The sequence below is a fragment of the Streptomyces tricolor genome (assembly GCF_002155905.1).
Lineage (GTDB): Bacteria > Actinomycetota > Actinomycetes > Streptomycetales > Streptomycetaceae > Streptomyces > Streptomyces tricolor.
This window is the reverse complement of record NZ_MUMF01000262.1, coordinates 1-5,314: the sequence shown is the minus strand read 5'-3', so window position 1 is coordinate 5,314 and position 5,314 is coordinate 1. Positions and strand designations below refer to the sequence as shown.

Annotated in this window: 4 protein-coding genes and 2 pseudogenes; 2 read left to right on the top strand and 4 right to left on the bottom strand. The window is 73.4% G+C overall.

What is annotated here, in order from left to right; all coding sequences use genetic code 11:
• Positions 1 to 269 (bottom strand): annotated as a pseudogene (locus CCN44_RS19360) (GntR family transcriptional regulator); the annotation flags it as partial.
• Positions 270 to 448: 179 nt separating this feature from the next.
• On the opposite strand from CCN44_RS19360, the gene CCN44_RS19355 reads away from it, so the two are divergent.
• Together CCN44_RS19355 and CCN44_RS19350 are read left to right on the top strand one after the other, a co-directional pair.
• Entirely contained in the window at positions 449 to 1,288 is an 840-nt protein-coding gene (locus CCN44_RS19355) for a (2Fe-2S)-binding protein (RefSeq protein ID WP_059253748.1), read from the top strand.
• 235 nt (positions 1,289 to 1,523) lie between these two features.
• Entirely contained in the window at positions 1,524 to 2,564 is a 1,041-nt protein-coding gene (locus CCN44_RS19350; protein ID WP_059253746.1) for a DUF2637 domain-containing protein, read from the top strand.
• 85 nt (positions 2,565 to 2,649) lie between these two features.
• On the opposite strand, the gene CCN44_RS19345 is transcribed toward CCN44_RS19350, so the two are convergent.
• The 3 genes and pseudogenes from CCN44_RS19345 to CCN44_RS48030 form a co-directional block, all read right to left on the bottom strand.
• Entirely contained in the window at positions 2,650 to 3,093 is a 444-nt protein-coding gene (locus CCN44_RS19345; protein WP_059253744.1) for an ATP-binding protein, read from the bottom strand.
• 316 nt (positions 3,094 to 3,409) lie between these two features.
• Entirely contained in the window at positions 3,410 to 5,152 is a 1,743-nt protein-coding gene (locus CCN44_RS19335; RefSeq protein WP_086698392.1) for a pyruvate dehydrogenase, read from the bottom strand.
• Between the two features lie 80 nt (positions 5,153 to 5,232).
• Positions 5,233 to 5,314 (bottom strand): annotated as a pseudogene (locus CCN44_RS48030) (protein phosphatase 2C domain-containing protein); the annotation flags it as partial.

The following is a 5,314-nucleotide window of genomic DNA, read 5'->3' as shown; positions in this document are numbered from 1 at the left end:
GCCGAGTAGACCTCGCCCGGCTTCAGGTCCCCGGTGACCAGCGCCGTGCGCAGCGCGTCCAGGATCTGCCCGCGCACCGAGGAGCGCTGCACCGCGGCCCGCGGTCCGGGGACCGGCCGCTCGCCGTGGGTGTGCTCGCCCCGCGCCGTGTCCGGTGCCGCGGCGTCCCGCTCCCGGCCAGGGGCGGCGCCGGCCGCCGGGCGCTGCCGGTCCTCCGGCACCCGGGCGGTGACCGGCGTGCCCGGGGGGCCCTGCACGCCCTGCTCCACGGGTCCTCCAGGCGGCTTGTCGGTACTTGGGGTCATTGACGACGGGTTGTCGCTTGTCCGTCAAGCACCTTAGGCGCACGGCGCGACAGTTCAAACTCCGACGAGCACGGGTAAGGTAAGCCTTACCTGTGCAAGCCAGTCCGCGTTCGCGGACGCGTCCAAGGACCGGTGGTTCCGCCATGCCCGCTGCGGCCTCGCCGCTCACCGCCGCCTACGACCGCCTCGGCGCGGCCTTCCCGGGGCTGACCGTGACCGAGCTGGGGCCGGAGGAGCCGCCGCCCGGCGGCGCGGGCTGGGCGGGCGCCGCCGGGCTCGCGGCGGGCGGTGCGGAGCTGGACGCGTTCCTGGCCTGGGACGCGGACCAGGTGGTGCGGGACTACGGACGGCCGGCCCGCCCGGACGTCGTCGCGAGCTTCGGTCTGCACCGCTACGCCTGGCCCGCCTGCCTGCTGATCACCGTCCCGTGGTTCCTGCACCGCCGGGTGCCCCGGCTGCCCGTGACCCACGTCTGGTACGACCGCACGGCCGGCCGGATGGCCGTACGCCGGCCCGTCTCGCTCGCCTGCCTGCCGGGCGACCCGGCCGCCGCGCTGCCCGGCACGGTCGTCGTCCCGGACGAGGAGGCGCTGCGGGGCGAGGTGCGGGCGGCCGTGGCCGAGCACCTGGAGCCGGTGCTCGCCGCCTTCGGGCCCCGGATGCGGCGACGCGGACGCGCGCTGTGGGGCATGGCGACCGACGAGGTCGTGGAGGGGCTGTGGTACGTCGCGCAGCTGTTCGGCGAGCGGGAGGCAGCGCGGGCCGTGCGGGAGCTGGAGCTGCTGCTGCCGGGGACCGTCCGGCCGTACGCCGGCGCCGCCGGGTTCCGGACGCTGACCGGGCCGGACGGCGCGCCGCTGGTCACCCGGGACCGGACGAGCTGCTGCATGTTCTACACCGTCCGTCCGGAGGACACCTGCGCCACCTGCCCCCGCACCTGCGACCGCGAGCGGATCGCCGGACCCGCCGCCGCGGCCGCCTGAGGGCCGTCGTCCCCGCCTTCCCCACGGGTCGCACGAACTTTCCGATGAACCACCCGTACGGGTAGTCTTATTCGAACTCAACTCCCGCCCCTCATGCGGCAGTTCGAGCAGAACGCCGTCCTGGGCATCCCCTTGCGTCTTCTTGGCGGCCTCTTGCCCCGAAACCCCCTGAGGGCCGTCGGGAGTGGGCCACTATGGCGGGCGTTACGCCCTATCCCAATGCAAGGGACCCCTGATGAGACTGACCGACATATCGCTGAACTGGCTGCTTCCGGGCGCCGTGCTGCTCCTGGGCATGCTGGCGGCGGTGGCGGTGCTCGCGCGCGGCAAGCGCTCCTCCAGGGAGAGCACGAGTGCGGACGACTCGTGGGAGCGCAGCGAGGAGCGCCGCAGGCGCAAGGAGGCCATCTACGGCACGGCCTCCTATGTGCTGCTGTTCTGCTGTGCGGCGGTGGCGGCGGCCCTGTCCTTCCACGGCCTCGTCGGCTTCGGCGAACAGAACCTGGGACTGACCGACGGCTGGCAGTACCTGGTGCCGTTCGGCCTGGACGGCGCGGCGATGTTCTGCTCCGTGCTCGCGGTGCGCGAGGCCAGCCACGGTGACGCGGCCCTCGGCTCCCGGATACTCGTGTGGCTGTTCGCCGCCGCCGCTGCCTGGTTCAACTGGGTGCACGCGCCCCGCGGCGCGGGTCACGCCGGTGCCCCGCAGTTCTTCTCCGGTATGTCGCTGTCGGCGGCGGTGCTGTTCGACCGCGCGCTGAAGCAGACCCGCCGGGCCGCGCTGCGCGAGCAGGGCCTGGTGCCGCGTCCGCTGCCGCAGATCCGGATCGTGCGCTGGGTGCGGGCGCCCCGCGAGACCTACAGGGCCTGGTCGCTGATGCTCCTGGAGGGCGTGCGCAGCCTCGACGAGGCGGTCGAGGAGGTCCGCGAGGACAAGCGGCAGAAGGAGGAGGCCCGGCAGCGGCGGCGCGACCAGCAGCGGGTGGAGCGCGCCCGGCTGAAGGCGATCAGCCGGGGTCACCGCGGCTTCGTCGGCCGGGGCGCCGGCCGGGAGGTCGAGGTGCAGGTGGAGCGCGGCCCGGCGGCGGCGACCGCGGAGCCTGCCATAGCGACCGCGGAACAGCTGCCCGTCCGCTCTCGGCCCTCCCTTCAGCCGGTCCGCGGCACGACTGAGCCGGTGACCGTCGACCTCACCGCCGAGGACGACACCATGGCCCTGCCGCGCCTGGACTCCCTGGAGCGCAAGCTCAAGGACCTGGAGCAGCAGTTCGGCTGACCACCGGCCCCGCGGAGTGCCCGCGGGTACGGGACGGGGGCGNNCGCCCCCGTCCCGTACCCGCCGCGGCGCCGTACGCCGGCGGTCAGGCCGCCTCGGCGCCGAGTTCGAACCACACCGACTTGCCCACCCCGTGCGGCCGTACGCCCCAGGCGTCGGCGAGGGACTCCACCAGCACCAGGCCCCGGCCGTGGGTGTCGCCGTCCGGGTCCGGGGTGCGCGGCTCGGGGCTGCGGGCCACGAAGTCCCGTACCTCCACGTGCAGTCCGCCGTCGTCCACGACGGCCGTGAGGACGGCGTCGTCGTCGGTGTGCACGAGCGCGTTGGTGACGAGTTCGCTGGTGAGCAGCTCGGCGATCTCCGAGCGGCCCGGTTTGCCCCAGTGCCGCAGCAGGTCGCGCAGCGCCCTGCGGGCCTCCGGCACCGCCCTGAGGTCGGCCCGGCCCAGTCTGCGCCGCAGCCGCAGCGTGTGGTCCGTGATGGTGTCGGTCTCTTCCCCCGTCGTCGCCGACAAGGCCCCCATGGCCATGGGACCGCCCCCTCGTGCCTGCCTCTTCATGACCCCCGCCCGCACGCCGCCGGCCCCTGCCCCTCCTGGTCGAACACGCTCACGGGGGGATGCTTGCCCAGCAGACTCCGGGGCAGTCCTGGCGTATGTCCGATGACCGGCGGTTCGGCCATATCGGCGCCCCGCCCCGGCCGTCCGCCGGGCCGGGCCTGAGCCGTGCCCCGGGCTCCCCGGACGCCGCTGCACGCCACGGAGGCCCCGTGACGCCGGTCCGGCCGCGTCCGGCACCGGCTGCCGCCACGCCGTCACGCCACGTGAAACTGGCCGAAATCACTCCCTACGGCCGCGGTACGTTGCGCAGGTTGGAGCGGGCCATCTGGAGCATCCGGCCGACCCCGCCGTCCAGGACGATCTTGGAGGCGGACAGGGCGAACCCGGTGACCATCTCGGCGCTGATCTTCGGCGGGATGGACAGGGCGTTGGGGTCGGTGACGACGTCCACCAGGGCCGGCCCCTTGTGCCGGAAGGCGTCCCTGAGCGCCCCGGCGAGGTGCTTCGGCTTCTCCACACGCACCCCGAAGGCGCCGCAGGCTCGGGCGACGGCGGCGAAGTCGGGGTTGGTGTTGGCGGTGCCGTAGGAGGGCAGTCCGGCGACCATCATCTCCAGTTCCACCATGCCGAGGGAGGAGTTGTCGAACAGCACCACCTTGACCGGCAGGTCGTACTGCACGAGCGTGAGGAACTCCCCCATCAGCATGGAGAATCCGCCGTCCCCGGACATGGAGACCACCTGCCGGCGCCGGTCCGTGAACTGGGCGCCGATCGCCATCGGCAGCGCGTTCGCCATCGACCCGTGCGAGAAGGAACCGATGATCCGGCGGCGGCCGTTGGGCGAGACGTACCGGGCGGCCCAGACGTTGCACATCCCGGTGTCGACGGTGAACACCGCGTCGTCGTCGGCGACTTCGTCCAGCACGGCGGCCACGTACTCGGGGTGGATCGGGACGTGCTTGTCGACCTTCCGGGTGTACGCCTTGACCACGCCCTCCAGCGCGTCCGCGTGCTTCTTCAGCATCCGGTCGAGGAAGCGCCGGTCCGTCTTCTCCCGCACCCGCGGGATCAGGCAGCGCAGCGTCTCGCGCACGTCGCCCCACACGGCCAGGTCGAGCCGGGAGCGGCGGCCGATCACCTCGGGCCGCACGTCGACCTGCGCGATCCGCACGTCACCGGGCAGGAAGGCGTGGTACGGGAAGTCGGTGCCGAGCAGGATCAGCAGATCGCACTCGTGGGTCGCCTCGTAGGCGGCGCCGTAGCCGAGCAGTCCGCTCATGCCGACGTCGTACGGGTTGTCGTACTGGATCCACTCCTTGCCGCGCAGCGCGTGCCCGACCGGTGATTTGACCTTCCCGGCGAACTCCATCACCTCGGCGTGCGCGCCGGCCGTGCCGCTGCCGCAGAACAGGGTGACCTTGCCGGCCGCGTCGATCATCTCCACGAGCCGGTCGATCTCGGCGTCACCGGGCCGCACGGTGGGCCGGGAGGTGACGAGCGCGCTCTGCGCGGCCTTCTCCGGGGCCGGTTCGGCGGCGATGTCCCCGGGCAGGGACACCACGCTGACGCCGCCCCGCCCCACCGCGTGCTGGACGGCGGTCTGCAACAGCCGGGGCATCTGCTTGGGGCTGGAGATCAGCTCGCTGTAGTGGCTGCACTCCTGGAACAGCCGGTCCGGGTGGGTCTCCTGGAAGTAGCCGAGGCCGATCTCGCTGGAGGGGATGTGCGAGGCCAGGGCGAGCACCGGGGCCATCGAACGGTGGGCGTCGTACAGGCCGTTGATGAGATGCAGGTTGCCCGGGCCGCAGGAACCGGCGCAGGCGGCGAGCCTCCCGGTGATCTGGGCCTCGGCGCCGGCCGCGAAGGCGGCGGCCTCCTCGTGGCGTATGTGGATCCAGTCGATGGCGGCGTGGCGGCGGACGGCGTCCACGACCGGGTTGAGGCTGTCCCCGACGACGCCGTACAGGCGGCGCACCCCGGCGCGGACGAGGATGTCGACGAACTGCTCGGCGACGTTCTGTTTGGCCATGGTGCGCGCCTGCCCCTTCGCTGTCCCGGGATCCGGCCGTGGCCCGGCCGTCCCGTTCCATCAATCCACAGGGGCGCCGGTCACGCCTCCCACACGGCCGCCGCCGTACGGTCGTCGGCGTAACCCTTCACCCGCACCTGGGCGTCGGCGAGGAAGGCGGCG